This window comes from Mucilaginibacter sp. P4_A11, from assembly GCF_056402535.1.
This window is the reverse complement of the sequence record NZ_JBFUHE010000024.1, coordinates 53,974-75,746: the sequence shown is the minus strand read 5'-3', so window position 1 is coordinate 75,746 and position 21,773 is coordinate 53,974. Positions and strand designations below refer to the sequence as shown.

Annotated in this window: 15 protein-coding genes; 6 read left to right on the top strand and 9 right to left on the bottom strand. The window is 42.7% G+C overall.

Features of this window, described 5'->3' with window-relative positions:
* The first annotated feature begins 372 nt into the window (after window positions 1-372).
* On the top strand, window positions 373-2,547 hold the full coding sequence (locus AC1DUD_RS29585) for a glutamine synthetase III family protein (protein ID WP_477381292.1): 2,175 nt from the start codon (window positions 373-375) through the stop codon (window positions 2,545-2,547).
* Window positions 2,548-2,915: 368 nt separating this feature from the next.
* On the opposite strand, the gene AC1DUD_RS29580 is transcribed toward AC1DUD_RS29585, so the two are convergent.
* Window positions 2,916-4,691: a chloride channel protein gene (locus AC1DUD_RS29580; RefSeq protein ID WP_477381290.1), complete on the bottom strand. Its 1,776-nt coding sequence runs from the start codon at window positions 4,689-4,691 to the stop codon at window positions 2,916-2,918.
* Window positions 4,692-4,975: 284 nt separating this feature from the next.
* On the opposite strand from AC1DUD_RS29580, the gene AC1DUD_RS29575 reads away from it, so the two are divergent.
* A complete protein-coding gene (locus tag AC1DUD_RS29575; protein WP_477381288.1) occupies window positions 4,976-6,157 on the top strand; it encodes an AIR synthase related protein in 1,182 nt (393 codons plus the stop codon).
* Between the two features lie 143 nt (window positions 6,158-6,300).
* On the opposite strand, the gene AC1DUD_RS29570 is transcribed toward AC1DUD_RS29575, so the two are convergent.
* The gene (locus tag AC1DUD_RS29570) at window positions 6,301-7,395 is read right to left on the bottom strand and encodes an NHL repeat-containing protein (protein ID WP_477381286.1); all 1,095 of its coding nucleotides are present in this window, start codon (window positions 7,393-7,395) and stop codon (window positions 6,301-6,303) included.
* 29 nt (window positions 7,396-7,424) lie between these two features.
* Window positions 7,425-10,754, bottom strand: coding sequence for a TonB-dependent receptor (locus tag AC1DUD_RS29565; RefSeq protein ID WP_477381284.1), 3,330 nt, complete (start codon window positions 10,752-10,754; stop codon window positions 7,425-7,427).
* A gap of 396 nt (window positions 10,755-11,150) precedes the next feature.
* Here AC1DUD_RS29565 and lpdA point away from each other — a divergent pair, with 396 nt between their 5' ends.
* Both lpdA and AC1DUD_RS29555 read left to right on the top strand, forming a co-directional pair.
* Window positions 11,151-12,542 (top strand): dihydrolipoyl dehydrogenase, encoded by a 1,392-nt coding sequence (gene lpdA / locus AC1DUD_RS29560; RefSeq protein ID WP_477381282.1) that lies wholly within the window; start codon window positions 11,151-11,153, stop codon window positions 12,540-12,542.
* Window positions 12,543-12,663: 121 nt separating this feature from the next.
* Entirely contained in the window at window positions 12,664-13,503 is an 840-nt protein-coding gene (locus tag AC1DUD_RS29555; protein ID WP_477381280.1) for an MBL fold metallo-hydrolase, read from the top strand.
* Between the two features lie 997 nt (window positions 13,504-14,500).
* On the opposite strand, the gene AC1DUD_RS29550 is transcribed toward AC1DUD_RS29555, so the two are convergent.
* The gene (locus AC1DUD_RS29550; protein WP_477381278.1) at window positions 14,501-16,390 is read right to left on the bottom strand and encodes an SPFH domain-containing protein; all 1,890 of its coding nucleotides are present in this window, start codon (window positions 16,388-16,390) and stop codon (window positions 14,501-14,503) included.
* Between the two features lie 291 nt (window positions 16,391-16,681).
* Here AC1DUD_RS29550 and AC1DUD_RS29545 point away from each other — a divergent pair, with 291 nt between their 5' ends.
* A complete protein-coding gene (locus AC1DUD_RS29545) occupies window positions 16,682-16,843 on the top strand; it encodes a hypothetical protein (protein ID WP_477381276.1) in 162 nt (53 codons plus the stop codon).
* A 146-nt stretch (window positions 16,844-16,989) separates the two neighbouring features.
* Window positions 16,990-17,397: a hypothetical protein gene (locus tag AC1DUD_RS29540; protein ID WP_477381273.1), complete on the top strand. Its 408-nt coding sequence runs from the start codon at window positions 16,990-16,992 to the stop codon at window positions 17,395-17,397.
* Between the two features lie 384 nt (window positions 17,398-17,781).
* Here AC1DUD_RS29540 and AC1DUD_RS29535 read toward each other — a convergent pair whose 3' ends face one another.
* The 5 genes from AC1DUD_RS29535 to AC1DUD_RS29515 form a co-directional block, all read right to left on the bottom strand.
* Complete coding sequence (locus AC1DUD_RS29535; protein WP_477381271.1) at window positions 17,782-19,005, bottom strand: multidrug effflux MFS transporter; 1,224 nt, start codon at window positions 19,003-19,005, stop codon at window positions 17,782-17,784.
* A gap of 121 nt (window positions 19,006-19,126) precedes the next feature.
* Window positions 19,127-20,293, bottom strand: coding sequence for a BamA/TamA family outer membrane protein (locus AC1DUD_RS29530; protein WP_477381269.1), 1,167 nt, complete (start codon window positions 20,291-20,293; stop codon window positions 19,127-19,129).
* A 204-nt stretch (window positions 20,294-20,497) separates the two neighbouring features.
* Entirely contained in the window at window positions 20,498-20,848 is a 351-nt protein-coding gene (locus AC1DUD_RS29525) for a hypothetical protein (RefSeq protein ID WP_477381267.1), read from the bottom strand.
* 105 nt (window positions 20,849-20,953) lie between these two features.
* Window positions 20,954-21,544 (bottom strand): alpha/beta fold hydrolase, encoded by a 591-nt coding sequence (locus tag AC1DUD_RS29520; RefSeq protein WP_477381265.1) that lies wholly within the window; start codon window positions 21,542-21,544, stop codon window positions 20,954-20,956.
* Entirely contained in the window at window positions 21,456-21,761 is a 306-nt protein-coding gene (locus tag AC1DUD_RS29515; RefSeq protein WP_477381263.1) for an alpha/beta fold hydrolase, read from the bottom strand. The genes AC1DUD_RS29520 and AC1DUD_RS29515 overlap by 89 nt, the downstream gene beginning before the upstream one ends.
* Window positions 21,762-21,773 lie beyond the last annotated feature (12 nt).

The following is a 21,773-nucleotide window of genomic DNA, read 5'->3' as shown; positions in this document are numbered from 1 at the left end:
AAATTAATGGTAAAAAATCAAAAAATTACGAAAATCGCAAAAACACAGCTTCAATAATGCCATTTTTTGATTATTTAAAAATGATAATTTCAATATAAATTCATTTTCATCATTAAAAAATTTACAAAAACCTATTTTTTACAGTTTAAAATTCAATTTATGTCGATTTAAACTAAAAAAACAAGATAAAAGCGTTAAAAAACAGAGTTTTATTCATTTCGAGCAAAAATTTTAAAAAAATTCAGGTTTTACTTTGAATTCAGTCTGTCTTTTAATCATTAGGTGGTATGTTATATTTCACTTAATTTTGCCCCATATTTTAAAGGATAGTTATAATTTTGAACCCTAACCTTTATTTAAACCTCATAAAATATGTCCAATATTCGTTTTAAAGCCTTACAGGATGTACTTTCAAGAACTATCCCTGAAGTAAAACCGCCTTCGCCAAAAATTTCCGATTACTTCGGTTCAAATGTTTTTGATAAAAAGAAGATGAAGGAATACCTTTCATCGGAGGCCTACCAGGGAATAGTAAATTCAATTGAAAAAGGAGAACCAATTCCCCGCGACCTGGCCGAACAGATAGCTTCGGCTATGAAGGCCTGGGCTTTGGGCAAAGGTGCCACTCATTATACACACTGGTTTCAGYCGCTTACGGGCACCACTGCCGAAAAGCATGACGCCTTTTTTGAACCAACTGCCGATGGTGGTGCTATAGAACGTTTTTCGGGCGATGCCCTTGCCCAGCAGGAGCCTGATGCCTCAAGCTTCCCGAGCGGCGGCATCCGCAATACTTTTGAAGCCCGCGGCTATACCGCCTGGGACCCTTCTTCGCCTGCCTTTTTAATGGCGCGTACCTTATGTATCCCAACAGTATTTGTATCATACACCGGCGAAGCACTTGATTATAAAGTACCTTTATTAAAGGCGTTGAACGTGCTTGACAAAGCAGCTGTTGATGTTTGCCACTATTTTGATAAAGGCATTGAAAAAGTAAACGCCTCATTAGGCATTGAGCAGGAATACTTTTTGGTTGATATAGCCTTATTTAACGCACGTCCTGACCTTTATTTGACAGGCCGCACCTTATTCGGTCACATATCTGCAAAAAACCAGCAACTTGAAGATCATTATTTTGGTTCGATACCTGAGCGTGTGTATGCTTACATGCAGGATATGGAAGCCGAAGCGCTGCAATTAGGTATCCCGCTTAAAACCCGCCACAACGAAGTTGCACCATCGCAGTTTGAGTGCGCACCTATATATGAAGAGATCAACTTGGCCATCGACCATAACCAACTGTTGATGGATTTAATGGACCGTGTTGCCAGGCGCCATAACTTTAAGGTACTGCTGCATGAAAAGCCTTATGCAGGCATCAATGGCTCGGGCAAGCACAATAACTGGTCGCTGATAACCAATACGGGCAAAAACCTTTTATCGCCGGGCAAAACGCCTAAAAACAACCTCATGTTCCTTACCTTTTTTGTGAATACCATAAAAGCGGTTCATGAACATGCCGATCTGTTAAGGGCATCGATAGCATCAGTTAATAATGATCACCGCCTGGGTGCTAACGAAGCCCCTCCGGCTATTATATCTATATTCCTGGGCAGCCAGCTTAGTGATGTGCTTGATGAGATAGAAACATCCCGTATCAGCAAAAAAATCAAAGAAGAAAACCTGCTATGGCAGGGCATCCCTAAGATCCCGCAAATCCTGCCTGATAATACCGACCGTAACCGCACCTCACCTTTCGCCTTCACCGGTAACAAATTTGAGCTGCGCGCAGTAGGTTCGTCGGCCAATTCAGCCAGCCCGATGACCATCCTTAACCTCATCGTTGCCGATCAGCTTAAAAAATTCAAGTATGATGTAGATAAACTGATGAAAAAAGGCGAAAAAAAGGACCTTGCTTTGTTAATGGTGATCAAGAAGTATATCAAAGAATCAAAAAACATCCGCTTTGAGGGTAATGGATATAGTGACGAGTGGGAAAAAGAAGCGGCTATCCGCGGTTTGCCAAACATCAAAACCACGCCAAAAGCACTGGATGCTTTCCTGAGCGATAAATCAGAACACCTTTTTGCCGAAACCGGTGTATTCACTGTTCGTGAAGCTCATGCCCGTCACGAGATTTTGCTGGATGCCTTCTACAAAAAGCTACAGATAGAAGCCCGTGTAATTGGCGAACTGGTAATGAACGTGATCATCCCTTCGGCAATTACTTATCAAAGCAAGCTGATCGAGAACGTTAAAGGCTTAAAAGACATCGGTCTGGATAAATCAACTTATACATCACAGCTTGATATCATCAACAGGATCTCGGAGCATGTGAACTTCATTAAAACCAATACCGAGCAAATGGTTAACGAGCGCAAAAAAGCCAACGTTATTGAGGATATCCGCCAGCGCGCCATTGATTATGATGAAAAAGTAAAATCATTCTTCCAGCCTATCCGCTACCATGTTGATAAACTGGAGCAGTTGGTTGATGACAGCTTATGGCCGCTACCTAAATTCAGGGAACTGTTATTTATTAAATAAGCACGAATTTTACGAATTAAATCGAATGCCACTAATTTTACAGTTAGTGGCATTTTTTTTACCATGCCTGTGCAAGTTTTGAAATCCGGCGAACTCTGAAGGTAAAATGATATTATTTTATAACTATTTGTCATCCTGAGCGATAGCGAAGGATCTTCTTCGATAGCAAAGCCGCTATACAGGGTAAAGAAGATGCTTCGTTCCTCAGCATGACAAGTTAAAACGGGTGTCATACTGAGCTTGTCGAAGTATGGCGGACAGGCCTCTGCGCACGAGTCTTCGACAGGCTCAGACTGACAGGCCTTTTTTGTCATTTGCCCCAAAAGGACATGATTCGTGAAATTCGATTGAATTTGTAAAATTAGTGCTTATGCAAACAAATCACTCGCCTTATGCTGTTCAATAATTACCTCACGGTATTTACTTAACAGTGCCGATTTAGATATAAAACCAATAAAGATCTCCTCTTTTGTTACAGGCAATTGCCAAACATCAATAGCATCAAATGTTTCCATTACGCTGCTGGCCGGTTGCTCATAATCAATTATCGTTGGCGGCACGGACATAATATCAGCAATGAGGCTATCGGCAATTTCACTGTTAAACAAACGGCGGCGGATGTCGTCTATCAACACCACCCCTTCTAACCGGCCATCTTCCTTAAGTACCGGGAAAATATTGGCATCGGTTTTGGCCAGTACTTTATAAAAGTCATTCACTGTCATCAACTTATCAACAGCGGTATATTTACGGTTAATGATGCTATCAAGCGCAATACTGTTAAGCATCCCGTAATCCTGCCCAGGATGGATATCCTTTTCGTGGATCAGATGGCTCCAGTACATGTTGTGGGGAGATGAATAGCGCGATATAATATAAGATATAGCCGATACGATCATGAGCGGAATAAATAACACATAACCGCCGGTAATTTCCGCTATCAGGAATATAGCCGTTAGCGGCGCATGCAATACGCCCGCCAGGGCACCCGCCATACCCACGGCAATAAAATTAACTGTATTTAAATGTATAAGCCCGGTTTGGTTAACGCCGTAGGCCACAAAGAGCCCCAGGAAAGCACCGGTAAACACCGTAGGTGCAAATGTACCGCCATTTCCACCGGCACCAATTGTAATACCAGCGGCAATGATCTTCGAAAATACCAATGCCCCTATAAATAAAAGCATCACAAGCGGTTCCGAAAGCCAGTCGGCAAAAAAACTTTCTTCTTTTAATACATTGATATTACCGTTTAGGATCTCCGTGAGATAATGATATCCTTCGCCAAATAACTGAGGGAACACAGCGATGATCAATCCTAATATTACACCACCGCTAATTGCCCGCACATAACGGTTTTGCTTTTTGAATATGCCGCTTTCAAGCTTACCACCTACTTTGGCTATGTAGATAGCTATCCAGCCGCTTAATATGCCAAGCAGTACATAAAAAGGCAAAGCGTTCATTACCCAACCCTCTGTAACCAGGTGAAACAACTGACCCGAGTATAATGCCTTTGAAACCACAACACCAGTAGCCGAGGCTATTAATAAGGGGATAAATGTTGGAATAGTGATCTCCCCTATCAAAATCTCCAGCGAAAAAAGTACGCCGGCTATCGGACTGTTAAACACTGCCGCTATCCCTGCCGATGCTCCCGCTGCCAGCAGCACAGTTTTTTCATACGGGGTAAGTTTAAAAAACTTGCCAAGGTTTGAGCCTATTGCCGTACCTGTACAAACAATAGGGGCCTCCAACCCTGCTGAGCCGCCGAAACCTATAGTTAAAGAACTTGTGACGAGGTGCGAGTAAATGTTATTGACCTTAATATTGGAGCGGTTCTTTTTTATATTGACAAGAATATTGCCTATCCCCTTTTCAATTTTGTCGCGGTTTATTAAGTGCTGGTAAACCACAGTAAGCAAAATGCCCAGCGCCGGCAAAAACACATAGGCAATGTGATAATACAGGTGCGATGATATATTACGGCTCAGCTCTTCCATCAAATGCACCAGAAATTTGAGTGCTACGGCGGCTAATCCCCCGGCAAAACCAACAAAAACACTGCAATAAATTAAAAAGTTACGCTGACTGTTACGCTTCAGGCGCCAACGGTTTATTTTGTAGGAAAGTGTTTTTAACATAAGCAGTACATACTAAATCCGGCTGATGAAGACTTATCGGCGCGAATTGTTTTCACAGATCGGGCAAATGCAAACTAAGTATATTAGTCTGCATTTGCAAAGTAACGGAATTTTGGGTTACCTATATTGGGTAGATCAGATAGTGGTATAAAAAACCTGCTGTCCAAAGTCAGAGGCTTCAAAGAGCTGGAAATGGCTGCACTGTATAACGTGCGATTGCTTCGTTCCACGCAATGACATGTTATTGGTTTATAAAATTAAGCCTAATTGCCTTATATTTGCCCATGATTTCTTCGCAAAGATATGATCAGCGTGGCGTATCAGCCTCCAAAGATGACGTTCATAATGCCATAAAAAATATTGACAAAGGCATTTTCCCTAAAGCATTTTGCAAAATAGTACCCGATATATTAACCAACGATCCGGAATACTGTAATATCATGCATGCCGATGGCGCGGGCACCAAATCATCCCTCGCTTATACTTACTGGAAAGAAACCGGCGATATTTCTGTATGGCGCGGCATAGCCCAGGATGCTATCATTATGAACCTGGATGACCTGCTTTGTGTTGGCGCAACTGATAACATCCTGCTATCATCAACCATTGGCCGTAACAAGAACCTTATTCCCGGCGAAGTTATAGCAGCTATCATTAACGGCACCGAAGAGATTTTAGCCGAGCTGCGCGAGGCCGGTATAGGCATCTACTCAACAGGCGGCGAAACTGCCGATGTGGGCGATTTGGTACGCACTATCATTGTTGATTCGACAGTTACCTGCCGCATGAAACGTGACGATGTAATATCAAACCACCGCATTGAACCCGGCGATGTAATTGTGGGCCTTGCTTCATACGGCCAGGCTACCTACGAAAAAGAATACAATGGCGGCATGGGCTCAAACGGTCTTACATCAGCCCGTCATGATGTGTTTAATAAAACAATCGCCGATAAATTCCCTGAAAGCTACGACGCGGCTATTCCCTATGACCTGATCTTTTCGGGAAGCAAAAACCTTACCGACCTTATAGATATCGGCAATAATGAAACCGTAACTGCCGGCAAGCTTGTTTTAAGCGCTACCCGCACCTATGCCCCAATCATCAAACAAATTTTAGATGGTTACCGCAGCCAGGTACACGGTATGGTACATTGCAGCGGCGGTGCACAAACCAAAGTATTACACTTTGTGGAAGGGCTTCATATTATAAAAGACAACCTGTTCCCGGTACCTCCGCTGTTTAAGCTAATTCACGAGGAATCAAAAACCAGCTGGCAGGAAATGTACAAAGTATTTAATATGGGTCACCGCATGGAGCTTTATGTACCTGAAGCCATTGCCGCCGAACTGATCAAGATTTCAAAAAGCTTTGGCGTAGATGCGCAGATCATAGGCAGGGTTGAAAAAGCAGATACTAAAAAGGTAACAGTAACTTCGGAATTCGGGGTGTTTGAATACGAATAAAAATAGTTTTTTATATATCAAAAGGCGCTTAGGGTTAACTTAAGCGCCTTTCTTGTTTCATAGCCTTTTATTCATCGAAAAATATTCTACAACAAAAAAGCCCCGGCCAAACTGACCGGGGCTTTGAAATACTATATCCTCAATTACTTAATTACCTGAATCAGGTTACCAAGGGTATTAGCTACATAAACACTACCTGCGTTATCCGCAACTACTGCTGATGGGCCATTAAAGGGAGTAGTTAAGTTGTAATAACCGCTACCGGCTACAGATGTCACAACACCTGCCGGAGTAATTTTACGTACCAGGTTGTTACCGGCATCAGCAACAAACAGGTTACCATTGTTATCGATAGTGATACCGCTTGGGTGGCTGAATGAAGCTGCTTTACCTGAACCATCTGCATTACCAGCTTTTCCGGTGCCTGCAAATGTAGTTACGTTACCTGTTAAGTCAATTTTACGGATAGTGTGGTTATTTGCATCTGCTACAAATAAATTACCTGCAGCATCAATAGCTATAGCACGGGGACCGTTTAATGATGCGGCAGTACCAACACCGTCAACATTTCCAACTGATTTACCTGCAACAGTTGATATTGTTCCGTCAGTTGCAATTTTACGGATCAGGTTGTTACCATAATCTGCAACGTACACATTACCAGTAACGTCAATTGCCAGGCCTGCCGGGTTATTGAACCTTGGGTTAATGGCATTAGCTGTAGCTGTAGCCGGGATCACAGCGTTGTTATTGCCTGAGTTTCCGCTTACACCTGCCAATACAGAAACCGCACCTGTTGTTGCAATTTTTCTGATGGTATGATTTCCAAAATCAGCTACTAAAATGTTGCCTAAAGCATCAACTGCAACACCTGTGGGGCCGTTATAAGAGGCAACATCACCAATTTTGGTAGCGTTTGCGCTACCTGAAAGTAATGTACCTGATACCAGGCTTACAACGCCTGCTGTGGTAATTTTACGAATCTGGTTGTTACCTTTATCAGCTACTAATATATTGCCTGAACCATCAATAGTCAGGCCATTGGGATAATTGAATGATGCATCGGTCGGTTTCCCGTTTGTAGAACCGAACGAGCCATTGCCGGCAAGTGTGGTAACCACACCTGTGGTTGCTACCGGAGTTGGCAGCGGGGTAACCTTGTTATCTTTACAAGCTTCTAAAAATACGCCTGAAAAAAGCCCAAGAGATGCAATAATTATATTTTTATTAAATTTCATAATGCTACTTTCTTTAAATCAACAATAACTTAGTTAAAAATGTATCTAACACCAATCTGAGCCTGGAAACGCGACAACTGGCTGATATCCTGCTTAAATGAGCTGGTAACAGGTGTTGAAGTGTTAGGATCAAGATAAGGGAAAGAATAAGTTGCCCTGCCGGTACCAGCATCTTTACCCATGTAAGTCAACACTGTAGTAGCTCCGCTATTAAAGCCGTTATATGAAGTTTGGTATAAGCCCCAGTTACGGTTAAGCAGGTTGGTGAAGTTGATCACGTCGAAAGTAAATTCTAACGTGTTTTTAACTTTACCTGTTTTGATAAAGAAATCCTGAGCAAAGTGTAAGTCTAACCTTTTGTAAGTAGGCAATATAGTCCCGTTTCTTTCAGCAAACTGACCTCTGTGTGCGCTCAGGTATGAATCCTGGTTAATGAAGTTATTTAACTGAGTCCAGATTTGAGCTGGTGTACGTGTATCCTGAGTACCGTTTGAAGCATTTGATGCTCTAACCAACTGAATATCGCCCTGGTTTTTAGGGATGTACATCAAATCATTGGTACCACCATCATTATTAGGGTCGCCTGAAGTGATGTAAGAGATAGCACCGTTGTTAGAAGCCTCAAAAACTAAACCGATGGTGCTTGCAACGTTTTTAGCATACTGCTTACGGTATGATACAGTTGCAATGATACGGTTTGGCTGAACATATGAGCTATTTGAAAGGTTGTCTGCGTTAGGGTTACCTGCTACATACCTGGTGTTCCAGATGGTAGCGGCAGTTGAACCACCGTCATTAACATCTTTTGATTTGGTATAAGTATAAGCTACGCTGGCAGCAAAACCATTGGTAAAGCTTTTTTGTAATTGACCGGTAATAAAGTATGAAAAGCCTTTATTGGTATTTTTCATATAATATAAACCAGTAATTGACGGATTTTGAGCATTTACTGCACCCGCCGCAGGAGTGATGTTTTTAGAATCGTACTGAATTTGACCTTCAACGCCCGGAAGTGTTGTATAGCCATCAGACAATACTAAGTTCTGGTGATAGATAGCGCGGATATCTTTGGTATAAGCACCTTCGATAGTACCAACAACACCGAATGGTAATTTTTGGTCGATAGCGATATTTGTTCTCCAGATTTTAGGATATTTTAAGTTTGGATCGGCAACATCTAATTCGTATGAAGTAGCAGCTACACCATTTGTAGGCCTGTTTTTGTTAACATTTGGATCAAATACTAACTGACCGGCGTTAGCAGCAGTAGCATTTGCTTTGGTAATGGTATATGAACCAAATAACAAACCGTTATTTGACGCCTGGTTTGAGATCCAAACAAATGGTACAGAACCGGTGAATAAACCAGATCCGCCGCGTACCTGGGTAGAACCATCGCCATTAACATCCCAGTTAAAGCCAACACGGGGTGATAATTGAACCCTGTTTTTTGGCAATTTAGAAACGTCAACATGAGTACCTCCCTGGAAAGTTAAAGCGGCAGCATTTGAGTTGGAAGCCAATGTAGTAGGGAATACATCATAATCAGCCCTTAAGCCGTAAGTTAACCTGAAGTTATCAGTTACGTGGAATTTATCCTGCACATAAACGCTGTAGATTGAAGCTTTTATTTTGGCAAAAGGAAAATCAGTACCAACTGCTGAATAACGTAAAGTATAAGCTTGAGCCGGCAGGCCATTTATAAAGTCTGAAGCTGAGTTATAAGTATATAAACCATTATAATCAGGAGCAAAACCATTGGTATAGCTTTGAATCTGGTTGCTTGTACCAATTGTAAACTCGTGTTTACCAGAAAAGATAGTCAAGTCGTCAGAGAACTGCCAGATATTTGTGCTCAGTAAGTTACCTGCTGTATACAGCTCAGAACCAAAGCTGGTTGCTGTTGCACTGGCAGCAGTTACCACATTACCACTTGCGTCACTTACACCGTTGCCGATATCAACCATAGGTATAGTTGAGCTACCAAGGAAGTTACGGAAATCTCTTAAAGCAGAATAGCCAACAGTAAGTTTGTTTGAAACTTTATTGCTTATACGGGTGTCTAACTCAATGATGCCGATGTTAAAGTTGTTGTTGATGGTATAACCAGAGCCATAAAATGGCAGGGTAGCTAAACCAGGAGCACGTGTAGTACCATAACCAACACCACCGTTTGTGATACCTGAGTTACTTGCCGGCTGATCTTTAAATGATTTTAAATAAAAATACTTAGCACTTAAAGTATTGTTTTTATCAATATTCCAGTCAAGTTTTGCAGTTAATTTATTGCTTGATGTACGATAGTTGTAGCCTTCGTAAACACCAGGGTCATAACCAAAGCTTGCAAGTTTTTGTTTGATAGCGTCAAGTGTAGATGCTTGTACTTGTGATACGTTAGCACCGCTACGGCCATCTTTTGCAGCCTGATACACTGCTGATGGTGGTTGAGTGATTCTTTCCTGCTCACCTGATACAAATAAGAACAATTTGTTTTTAATGATCGGGCCGCCTACTGCAACACCATCTGTGTGGTAATTTACATCAGTTACGTTAAGATTAGTTGGGCCTACGTGATATCCTTGCAGCTTTGAACCGCGGGCAAAATAGTAAGCAGTACCTTTAACCTCGTTAGTACCTGATTTTACTACTGTATTTACGCCGGCACCGGTAAAGTTACCCTGGCGAACGTCATAAGGAGCAATATCAACCTGGATCTGGTCAATCGCATCTAATGAAATTGGCTGTGAGCTTGTTTGACCACCTAAAGTACCYGATAAACCAAATGAGTTATTGAACAAAGCACCGTCAACAGTAATATTGTTAAATGCACTGCTACGGCCACCAAAAGCTAAACCATTAGCAGAAGGCGTTAATTTGGTAAAATCAGTTAATGAACGTGCAATAGTTGGCAGGTTTTCAATTTGCTGGCGGCTGATAGTTTCGCGGGCGCCGGTACGTGATGAGTTGATCACTTTACCTTGCGTACCTACAATTTTCACCTCGCCTAAAGCAGTGGTGTTATCCTTAAGTACGGCAGCGATCCTTTGATCCTGGCCAATTGAAAGGGTAATACCTTCCTGAACATAGTTTGCGTAACCAATAAAAGTTACTTTGAAAGTGTATGGGCCACCTACCCTTAAGTTAGGGATGTTATAACGGCCGTCATTACGGGTTACAGTTGAATACACAGTACCGGTAGGAATATGTGTGATTGTAACAGTTGCACCAGGAATAGCACCTTTAGCATCGGTAACGGTACCGTTGATGCTGGCGGTGGTTACGCCTTGAGCTAATACGTTCTTACCAGTGAAGAACGAAAAGCCAATTAACAGTAATAAAAGAAGGTAATGCTTCCTCATAAATTGCTTTTTTAATTATACGTTTAATTAATTGGCGCAAAGATAATTAATGGAGCAATTACCAATGTTAAGTTAACGTTAACAATTATTATATATTTATCAACATTTTACATCATAAACACAAAAACCATAAATTTATGGCCAAAAGCAATGAAAATATTACAAATAATATAGTTTAAATCATATCTGGTTCAACGGTTAAAACAACATCTGTAGTTTTATGACACAGGGCAGATATAAATAACCACTCGCAAAGCATATATACTATCTGTACATTTTTTGGTTTCAGCCCTTTTACTTAGCTTTGGCATTCAAAAAATAAGGAGCTGCGGGAAGCATAAAAACCCGCGCCGCTTAATTACCTTTGAAAAGAAATTAAAGTATATCAATAATAATATGGATTACGATGTAATTGTTATTGGGTCTGGTCCGGGTGGCTACGTAGCAGCAATCCGCGCTTCCCAGCTTGGTTTAAAAACCGCCATTGTCGAAAAAGAATCATTAGGCGGTATCTGTCTTAACTGGGGTTGTATCCCAACCAAGGCTTTGTTAAAAAGCGCCCAGGTTTTTGAATACCTTAACCACAGTGCCGATTACGGTATTAAAATTAACGGCGCCGGCGAAGTTGATTTTGCCGCTGTGGTTAAAAGAAGCCGCAACGTTGCCGATGGCATGAGCAAAGGCGTTCAGTTTTTAATGAAGAAAAACAAGATAGATGTGCTTGTTGGCTTTGGTAAATTAAAAAGCAAAGGTGCTGTTGAAGTTAAAGCAGCCGACGGTTCAGCTAAAACCTACAGCGCAAAACACATTATATTAGCCACAGGCGGCCGCTCACGCGAGCTACCTAACCTTAAACAGGATGGTAAAAAGGTTATCGGTTACCGCCAGGCCATGGTATTGCCGCAACAGCCTAAATCACTGGTTGTAGTTGGTTCGGGCGCTATCGGTATTGAGTTTGCTTATTTTTATAACTCAATTGGTACAAAAGTTACCGTAGTTGAGTTTTTAGATAATATTGTTCCGTTAGAGGATGAGGATGTTTCAAAAGGCTTAAACCGCATCCTTAAAAAACAAGGCATCAATATCATGACCAGCTCAAATGTTGAGTCGGTTGATACCAGCGGCGACTTATGTAAGGTAACTGTAAAAACAGCTACCGGAACTGAAATACTTGAAGCCGAGATCGTTCTTTCTGCAGTAGGTATTGCTACTAATCTTGAAGGCATCGGTCTTGAAGAAAACGGCGTTAAAACCGAACGTGGTAAAGTATTGGTTGATGATTTTTATCGTACTAACGTTGAAGGCGTTTATGCCATAGGCGATATTGTTAAAGGCCAGGCCCTTGCTCACGTAGCATCTGCCGAAGGTATTATCTGCGTTGAAAAAATTGCAGGTCAGAACCCTCACCCGCTTGATTATAACAATATCCCGGGCTGTACTTATTGCTCACCTGAAGTTGCTTCGGTTGGTTATACCGAAAAAGCAGCTAAAGAAGCCGGTTATGAAGTTAAAGTGGGTAAATTCCCTTTCTCTGCATCGGGTAAAGCAAGTGCTGCCGGTGCTAAAGATGGCTTTGTAAAAGTGATATTTGATGCCAAATACGGCGAGTTTTTAGGCGCTCACATGCTTGGCTACAACGTTACCGAAATGATTGCCGAAGTTGTTACCGCCCGCAAGCTGGAAGCTACCGGTCACGAGATCATCAAATCGGTACACCCTCACCCAACCATGAGCGAAGCTGTAATGGAAGCCGCTGCCGAAGCTTACGGCGAGTGTATCCACTTGTAATAAAGTCCATGGTCAATAGACCATAGTCGATAGCCATAAATTGATGTATTAAGCATTTAATTTATGGCTATTTTTGTTTAACAACAACCATGGTCCATCGACTATGGACCATCGCCCAAAAATGAAACTACACACCATCGATACCGGATTTTTTAAATTAGATGGCGGGGCTATGTTTGGCGTTGTTCCGAAAACTATCTGGAACAAAACCAATCCTGCCGATGAAAACAACCTTTGCACCTGGGCCATGCGCTGCCTGCTGGTTGAGCATGAACAGCGGCTGATATTAGTTGACACGGGCATAGGCAATAAGCAAAGCGAAAAGTTCTTTAGCCATTATTACCTTCATGGCAACGCCAGTTTGGATAGTTCACTGGCTTCATTGGGCTTCCATAGGGATGATATTACCGACGTATTTTTAACTCACCTGCACTTTGATCATGTGGGTGGTGCCGTTGTACGGGATGGTGAGAGCCTGCTACCTGCTTTTAAAAATGCTACTTACTGGAGCAACCCTAAACACTGGGACTGGGCAGTAAACCCTAACGAACGTGAAAAAGCTTCTTTTTTTAAGGAGAATATTATCCCCATACAGGAAAGCGGCCAGTTACAATTTGTAGACGCTGAAGATGGTATTAATTTCATGAAAGATTTTGACATCCGTTTTGTATCCGGCCATACCGAATCAATGATGCTACCGCTTATCAATTACAAAGGAAAACAAATCCTGTACATGGCCGATCTGCTTCCGTCTGTCGGGCACCTGCCTATCCCCTATGTAATGGCTTACGATATGTTCCCGCTGCAAACACTTACCGAGAAAAAGCTCTTCTTAAACGAGGCTTTGGAAAAAGAATATGTATTATATCTGGAGCACGACCCGGCTAATGAGTGCTGCACTTTATTGGAAACAGAAAAAGGTATCAGGGTTAAGGATACATTTAAACTAAGCGACCTATAACCGTTGATTGTTTTTTTGATTTCGATGATTTCGTTGATGGCACCTCCAGATCTTCATGCTGAGGGCTCAAATTAGTTGAACTTTAAAGGTGAAATGACACATCTCCAACACGTCATGCTAAGTATTTAAATCGAGGCCTTTGAAACAGAAAATGACATTTGCCCCGTTGTCATGCTGAGTGTATAAATCCGGCGAAATCTGAAGGTGAAACGACATTAACCAAAGAGGGCCTGTCACCCTGAGCCTGTCGAAGGGTCGCGCGCAGAGGCCTGCCCACCATGCTTCGACAGGCTCAGCATGACTCCTGTTTAAATTATGTCATGAGTAGGTACGAAGCATCTTCTTCGCCCTATATATCGGCAATTCTTGTTAAAGAAGATCCTTCGTGCCTCAGGATGACAGTTTTTTTTTTATGTCATGGGTAACTTGTTTCAGCACCTCACTCGCTAAGCAACTATGCTAAGCAAAGCGGGCTACCTGTCCTGTGGGATGCCGAAATAAATTCGGAAGGGCGGTGGGGATAGGTCGACTTTCCTTCAGAAGCCCTGGATTTCACATACTCAACATGACCGTATTTTTTAATATGTGATGGATAGGAACAACGCAAGCGTCTTTTTAAATGGCTCTTTATAAAACACAAAAGGCATCCCTCGCGGATGCCTTTGTCAATTGATCGGTTTAGGTTAAAAGCCTCGTCAATTAAATTATATCAGTTTAGTCGGATCATAAAGTGCAACCATTTTCATAGGTCCCAACCTCTAATCTCCAACCTCTGATCTCTTAAATAAAGTTTAGGTATAAAGAACGTATTATCTTAAACCGGAGGCCGCAACTAATCACTATCCTCCCGCCGCTGATCTCTTCAATAAAATGGTTTAGGATTTTGAGTCTATTTGTACTCTTCCTCAAAAATCTCTAATCACAAACCTTAACCATGATGCATAATTTGCAGGGATTGCATAACCCACTTTCAAATTTTATGCATCCGGTATTTTAACTATTCGCCTTTAGTGGTGGTACCGCCTTTCCCCTGGTTTTCGATCTGCAGTTTTTTAAGCATTTCGGTACCAATAAGGGCATCAATCATACCGCCGCTGCCGCCATCTTTACCGCTCACCAATATCTCAGGCACTAACCTGATACCGGCGGCAGCCAAAGCTTCGGCCACACGTACTATGGCATATTGTTCGGTACCCATTGCTTCGGTTTTCTGTTTGGTTACCTCGGCTTCTGATAAACCTATCGCTTTGATCTTGGCGCCTTCGGCCAAACCATTCACTTCTGTAGCATTAGCATCGGCTTTTGCGTTCACTGTTTTTGCTTCGGCGTCGGCCTTGGCTATCGTGATCCTTACCTCTGCATCGGCTTTGGCGTTGATGGTTTTGGCTTCGGCCTCACCTTTTGATGCGGCAACCCTTGAAGCTGCCATCTGGGTGTTGATCTCAACCTGGCGGGTTGATTTCACTACCTCAGGCTGCATATCGGCACCTGCACGGGCGCTTTCAAACTCCTTACGCTCAACCTGGGCATGGCGCTGAATTTCATAAGTAACCTTTTCCTCTTCGGCCAGCTTACGGTCGGTAAGGGTTTTCATCAGTGCTGCCGGTGGCACGATGTCACCTATCAGGGTATCCACTCCAATTACGTTATAGGTTGTTAATACAGCACCTATATGCTCGCGGGCATCTGTTTGCCTCTGGATACGATTGGCCAAAAACCCGATCACATCACTCTTTTGAGCCGAGTTACGGAAGTAGTTGGCAATAGTGGGTTCCAATACCTGCGATACCAGGTTTTTCATTTTACCAAAACGGGCAATCACCTTTGGCGCTTCATTACGCGGCACGTGAATGATCTGCGACACATCCAAATTGAATGTAAAACCATCGCTTGACCTTACCGTAATGGTACACAGGTTTTTATCCAACTCATGCGCCTCTGTACGGCTATCGGCCCAGTTAAGCACGATGTTGGTAGTAGGCACTATTTCAACCGCATGTGTATAAATGTTAACCGGGTGCTTACCCGGATCTAACGGCTCTTCCCAAACACCCTTTTGGTTACGTTTAACAATATTACCATGCTTAAAGTTATCGCCGCTGGTATCCAAACCTTCGGGGCCAACAAAGGAGTTTACTACGCCCACATAACCGATTGGGATATAGGTCATGTCAACCTGTTCAACAATTACAAACCATGGGTTTAAGTAATAAGTACCGGCCAGTATCACATCCTCCTGCAAGCCCTTGCGACCGCCGGCGTTAATAAACGCAATAGGATCCTGGTAGTTCTTGTGACCAGCTACCGATTCGCCGGCAATTTCGCCCTTATCCAGCGGCTCACCATCCAGGGTGGTAACAATGCCTACCTTATTTTCGTGGATCTGGGTAATAGGCACCATCTCTATCTCAAACAAAAAAGTATTGATACGATAGCTACCAGGCGTAAGGAAAGCGGCCTGCGGGCCTTTTTGGCCCTTGTTATCCAAAAACGCTATTGCATCCTGAAATTTATCGCATTCAACTGGCTTTCCTAATACACGGCCGGTATCAAACGATGCACCGTCTTTAGCTTTGATCAGCCCAAGCTTACCCTGCTCAATAATGGTAAATGCCTCCATATTAATGGTAAACTGCCAGGGCCACATACGCCAGTACAAACCAGGAGCAAGCGCCTTGGCCTGCATACCGGCTTCGCCATTAGTGGCAATAATACGACCATCGGGCAAACGGGTATTGCCCGATAGGGTGAACTTTTTGATCACCAGACCGATACGGTTGTCGGGTACGATAACCATACCGAAAAACACGCGCAAAACAAATTTGTACATCAGCAATAACACTATGACGGGTATAACCCACCACAGACTAACAATTAGATTGTCCATTTTTTTAAAGATTGTTTTTGATTTTTTTTATTAACGGAACCCTTAAGGTGCGGGCCCTCACAATACTTATAGCTTACCTGGAAGAGTACCTTGGCTATATAGTGTCATTAAGACAGTTGCAATTATGCTTTGTTACGAAAAATCTTTAAAATATTTTATGAGCGGCGTCAAATCCATGTAATTAATTGATACACAGAAAGTAAATTTTATAATATTTTTTCAGGAAACATTTTTCAACCGGCTTAGTTAAACAAGTATTATTCCATTTAATAAAAATTTAACATTACCGCTATGAGTATCCTTAAAGACACCCAAAAAGAAGGCACCAAAGCAGGTTCAACAAAAACGCGGGGACAACCAAAAGCAAAAGAGATCAAAACCGAAGGCCCGCTAAGTGAAAAGGACGAAGTGAAGCAGGCAGAAGAGCGTACCAGGAAGGGCACAGAGAAATAATAGTGTAAAGTCGGTAGTACTAAGTMTAAAGTCATAAATCTGTCTTTCTCTTCTCTATACTTCGAACTCAAGACTAAAGACTAAGCCTTCGTTTACGCTTTCAATTTTAAAAGCAATTGTATAGTTTTATCCAAACATTTTATGTTATGATAAAACAATGCTTTTTATTGCTTGCTATTGTGGCACTTTTTATAACATCATGCAAACCTACAGTTTCGGTTACAACACTTACCGGCAAATGGAAGTATGTAAAAATCGAGCATCCGAATGCCAGTCCGCCGGATACTGTAAAACAAGCTGAGTTAGATGCAAACGTGCCTTACATCCAGTTTACGCCCGAAATGAAGTTCCTGATAGTTTGGGGCGGCAAGTTCCTGTCGCATGGCAGCTTCACGCTTAATGGCAGCAACATGAATATCACTGAGAAATTGCCTGATGGTAAAACGCGCGGTTTTGTTTTTTACGTTTCGGAATTAACCGAAAATAAGATAGTTTTTGAAAGCACCGGCCCTGACGGCTCAAAGGTTACGGCTTTACGGGCAAGTAAATTTTAACGCTAATTTCTATCACATAAATCCTGCAATTCTAAAAATCACGGGTTCTCGCGGTTGTTGGTGTTTGGAAGAAATAAAAAGCGCGGGATTGTGCGATTCCCTCCCTTGGGAGGGTGTAGGGAGGGGTTTCGACGGCAGACTTATCCACTTTAATGACGTATAAACCCCTCCCTGCCACTACACATCCCAGCGCACCCCTCCCAAGGGAGGGAATTATAAAATCTTCCGAACAACTGTAGTGATAACACTAACAACGGCATAAAAAATCAAAGTTCTCAATATGTGTAAACCTTGCATGCGGACCACAAGGCAAAGCCTTGCGGTAGCGTTTGCTTTACAGGCAATTTAAAATCATGCAAATCCTTCAATCCTAAAAATCAAGGTTCAATGCGCCACAACAACATCCCCACTGGCCTCAACCTTGTGTTTTATAAACCGCTTCCCAATAAACACAATTAAAAGCGCCAAAATTGATGAGGCAACCATAACCGCTGCCATAGGCAGTGAACTATGTTGTTTTATTACCGAGATGCCTATAGATGACAAAGCCCCCACAGCCATCTGCGAAGCACCTAATATTGCAGATGCCGAACCGGCATTTTTAGTGAAGGGAGCAAGTGACAATGCAGATGTATTTGGTGCACATATCCCAATGCAGCATAATACACCAAATATCATAGCTATAGTTCCACCTATATCAAACCAATGATTTAATGAGCCTGCAAAAAACACGATCGATATAATAACCATCAAAATCAATGATGCACCTATCATTTGTTCGCTTTTGTATTTTTTGATCAGGACACTGTTTAGCTGGCTCGAGCCGATAAAACCAACTGACAAACCGGCAAAGATCCACCCGAATTGCGTTTCACTTACTTTAAACCCTTCAATAAATACAATGGGCGATGCTGATACATAAGCAAACAAACCGGCAAACGCGAATGCGCCCCCTATGGCATAGGTTACAAACTGGGCATCTTTTAAAACAGTTATGAAATGGCCTATAATTGGCCCTGGTTTCAAGGAGTATGTTGGATCGGGCTGGTAGCTTTCGGGGAGCCAGAATATTACGGCCAGCAATATCAACACCGCTATAATGGTTAATACCAGGAAAATGATCTGCCATTCAAAAGTTGCTGTGATATAGCTCCCTATGGTAGGTGCCAGCATGGGCGATGCACCCAGTACCAGTATCAGCAAAGAAAATACTTTGGCATTATCTTCAACCGGGAACAGGTCGCGCACCATGGCCATGGCCGCCACACTGGCCGCACAGCTGCCTACCGCCTGGAAAAAACGAAGCACAATGAGCATTTCGAGCGATGAAGAAAAGAAACACCCCATTGATGCAACAATATAAAGCCCCAGCCCCCAGTACAACGGATTTTTACGGCCGAACCTGTCAAGCAAAGGACCATAAAGCAACTGTCCGGCGGCAATACCAATGAAATAGCTTGATAACGACAACGCAACTTCATCAGTGCTGGTATGAAGATATTTGGCTATCGCCTTAAAACCAGGCAGGTACATATCGATAGAAAAAGGGCCAAGTGCCGTGAGTGAACCCAATATAAGGATGAGTACAGTATATTTTTGTTTGGTCATATGTATTTGGTCCATAGTCAATAGTCCATGGTCGATGGTAGTATTGGGTTTTATTGTATGTTAGTGATTTTTAAAGCCCAGGCAATTGTCTATGGACTATGAACCATCGACTATGGACTCCCTAAAACGCCTCGCCTAAATTAAGACTTATTGATGAGAAGTTTTTGCTCACTCCATAATCAAGACTAATATTGGTGCCGGCTTTTTTATTGAACTTGAACCGCAGCCCTGTGCCACCGGCTGGGTGCCAGTATACAAAGGCATGATTTCCGGGCTCGGTAACGGAGTTTACATTTGCGAATACAACAAAGCCCAATAATCCGTTGCGGGTAATATCGCGGCGATATTCTGTTTCAAAATATGCAAGTCTGTCTCCCCGGTAACGGCTTTGCGGAAATCCCCTGCCCGACCGCTGATAAGGTTCCCAACCGAGGCTCGGCAGGTTTAGGTAGGGTGTGCGTGGCGTAAGCGTTGTCCAAAAAAAGGCCCATAAAGCAAGCACGTTTTTAGGCCCCGAATTGCTTAACTGCAGATACTTACGCACATCAACATATAATGAGCGCCAATCGGTATGGCTTCCAAATGCTTTGGCGTTAACCCGGTAAACCACATTGGCGTAAGCTCCGGGTAAGGGATTGATGGAGTTTCTGCGCGAATCATACAATAAATTGAGTGTTATACCCGATGAAAAAGCATCCTGGTCGGCCGCGGTGCCATACTTATAGCCTGTAAACTTCCGCAGGTTTTGATCGCCATTGCTTTCTATATCCATATAGTAATCCAGGTTATACCCTAAACCTGCATAAAAGTAGGGCTTCACCTGCTTTAACACACTTTGATAAAAGCGGAGGTAATTATAGTTTACCAGGAACTTATCCCCGGAACCCTGGTTGCCGCCTAAACCCCAGGTAAACTGCGGATAAACCATCAGCCGGGTATCGCCCTGGATATTCCATTCATTATTGTTAAGCCAGATATTTGACCTGATGGGCAAACCATATCTCCCTTTTAAATTAAAATAAGGGGTAAAAGTAAAACTTGATAAATTAGTAGTAGCCTCATCGCCGAGGTAAAACCCGGCTGTCGTTGAAGTAAACAGCGCCCTCCCCCCACTTCGACCATCACTTGTTGACGTAGGAAAAACAGAAAAGTAGATCTTCTTTCTTACAGTTGCCTGCTGCCGGGGCTGTATTTTAAAGATTGAACGTACTATATCAATAACATCTCTTTGGGGTACCGTATCCTTTTTTATGTTTATAGTGTCGGTAACCTGCCCTTGCGCCAGCACTATGACCGGAATTAAACATAATATTATTACAGATAACCCTTTCACCATCGCTTTTAAACAGAAAATAGTACCATGCAGTTTGACCGTTAATAATATTCATAACGAATAAAACAGGGCGATCGCTTCAATTTAGTTAAATTTTAATTAAAATAAAAAAGGCCTGTAACTTTAAACAATTACAGGCCTTAATCACCACTGTTTAAATTAATGGTAAGTTGTTTGTTTGGTTACAGTTGTTTTGGTGGTGGTATAATGATGGTGGGGATGAGCCCTGCGCCAGGCAATACGAGCAGCACGTTTTCTTTTCTCTTCACGTCTGCGGGCCTCGTTACCTATAATATAACCGCCGCCGGCACCAAGTGCGCCGCCAACTAAAGCACCACCTGCACTATGGGTAATGAGGCCCCCCGCAATGGCACCACCGGCGCCACCTATTATAGCACCCTTGCCTTGTTTACTGATTCCCTTTTTCTTTGTAGTTTGTGCGCCGGCATTAATACTGATGGATAACATCAGGCCGATTAAAAAGCACATATATAACATTAGCTTTTTCATTTGGTATGTATTTAATAAGTGTTAACACAAACACTTATACAAATAGCAGGCCGTTATTGAAAATAGCTGTTCAAAATTTCAACAAAAGAAGGTTAGCTGACAATGTTATTTCAGGAAATCTAAAACCGCCTTTGAAAATTCGGGGGTGCGGCTGGCACTGTTATGATCTCCCGGAACGTGGACGAGCTTTGAGCCGGGAATAAGTTTGTTGAGCGTAACCTCATCGCCGTTATCATGATCTTCGGTTCCATCTATAAGTAATACCGGGATTTTCACTTTAGCTAATTCCTGCTTACTGGTTGACGGCTGCCATTTCTGCTGATAGGCCAAAGCAAGCTCATCAAAGGGGTTACTGCGAATGTATTTAATCATTCCGTCAACATCATGATAGCTGGTATCGCCCATTAAAGCCTTATAGGCATGGATCCTTCGGGGCCATTCGGGGTTGGTATAAGCATCGCCCATGCCGCCCATCACAGCTTTTTTAACCCGTTTATCCAGCACAAACACACGCGAAGTAATGATCGATCCGCGCGAATAACCAACAATATCATATTGCTTAAGGCCAAGGCTTGTGGCTAAACCCATAATGTCTTTGGCTTCGGCATCATTGGCGTAACCTGCGTCGGTATGTGGCTTGTCCGACCGCCCGTTGCCCCGCTGATCCAATATGATCACTTTGTAGCCTGCTGTCAACAGTATAAAGTTGTCCTTTTTTCCAGCCTTCGCCGGTACCCGAAAAGCCATGTACCAGTATCACCGGAAATCCATCGCCCTTTATCTCGTAATATATCTTAACGCCATCGAGCGAATTGTAATAGCTACCCGCGGCGCTAACCTGCTGCGCAAAAGCACAATGGCCGGCAATCAGCATAAAAATCAACAGGCACAAACCTACCGACAGCTTCTTCATAATAAGTGGCGT